This window comes from Moorena sp. SIO4A1 (assembly GCF_010672065.1).
Lineage (GTDB): Bacteria > Cyanobacteriota > Cyanobacteriia > Cyanobacteriales > Coleofasciculaceae > Moorena.
Genome location: NZ_JAAHHX010000774.1, coordinates 1 through 1,357, shown reverse-complemented (window position 1 = coordinate 1,357; position 1,357 = coordinate 1). Strand labels below are relative to the sequence as shown.

1 protein-coding gene is annotated in these 1,357 nt (G+C 38.5%); it reads right to left on the bottom strand.

Annotated features, from left to right (window positions below):
- Positions 1-575: 575 nt before the first annotated feature.
- A complete protein-coding gene (locus tag F6K53_RS42790; RefSeq protein WP_293086675.1) occupies positions 576-917 on the bottom strand; it encodes a hypothetical protein in 342 nt (113 codons plus the stop codon).
- Positions 918-1,357: the final 440 nt, after the last annotated feature.

Here is a 1,357-nt window from a genome sequence, read left to right as displayed (position 1 = left end):
GGTGTCATAACCAAATCAACGTAGGATTCAATCCTTAGCCTGCAACCTAGCTAGGTTTTTCCAGGGGTTACCGGGAATTACCAAGGCTTTTACTAGGTGTCTGATTTAAGTCTACAAACAGGTCTGGATTCGCACAAATAGTTGACATGGTTTTTCTCCTGGATTTAATTTGACTTAATTTCCCTGGAAGTACATCTTTCCTCTAGGGTGAGGGGTAAGCAAAGAGGCCGTAATTAAGCTCAATTCATACAGAACACTATGAGCGGTTTTGCCATTATTTCTTGACTGCCCTCACTCATATAATTACTCGGAAAATCCAATTTTTCTACAACAAAAAATAAAGTTTTGTAACTTTTTTAACAAGTTTTGTAATGAATCTGATCAAACGGGAAAATTCCTATGAACGGGGTTTTGAAATCCCTAGAACTGGCGTTGTAGTGGTTGACTAGCTATCCGCGTTGATCATTTATGACTTCCTGATCAAAACTGCGCTCAGGAGCAATGCTAGAGCCGAAAAAGGGGTTAGGGGAAAAAGTCCCCTAACCCTATACTCTGTTGACTTTGCCCCGGTAGGTCTAGCCGATGCGAAACAGTTCGATATCGTATTTATAAGCAGTACGGGTGTCGAGTCGGAACGCATATTTACGTCCATTGGACAAATTGTATTTGCGCCGTTGGACCCCTGGTCGGCGGAAATCATAGTCAAAGGAAATGATTCCTCCCTTGTTAGTAGTCCATACGGACTTTTGACCAGGCTTAGGGAAGCGTGTTTTTTTACCATCAACAGCATAGGGGATAGTGACGGAACGAGTTTGGTTAGCAACGGTAAATCTCTCCCATCCTCCTCCGCTAACTGTTTCAGAATCGGTCTGATTTAAGTCTACAAACAGGTCTTGATTAGCCGCAATAGTTGACATGATTTTTCTCCTTTATTTTCCTTGAAGTAAGTTGACTGGAATTACATCTTTTTTCCAGTTATGGGGGTAAGCAAATTAGCAGTAAATCAACCCTATTACACAGCACATTATTATCGGTTTTGCCATTAAGAGGATTACGCTTTTTTGATTGCCCTCACTTTATTAATCACTCCGAAAATCCAATTTTTCTACAACAGAGTATAAAGTTTTGTAAAAAATTTTTTTTTATATTCTAATGAAGTACATTAATTAAAAAAAAAATTAAGCATGTTAGGTTTTTTTGCTTTCCTTGTGCACCTCACTAGACAAACAAATAAACACATATAAAGTTTTGTAACGAATTGCAGAAAACTTGGAATTTACCCTAATAACTAATTAGACAAGAATTCTGAATCGGTGGTCATGAACAAGCAAATTCAACAGCTGGTGCTGAAAAAACA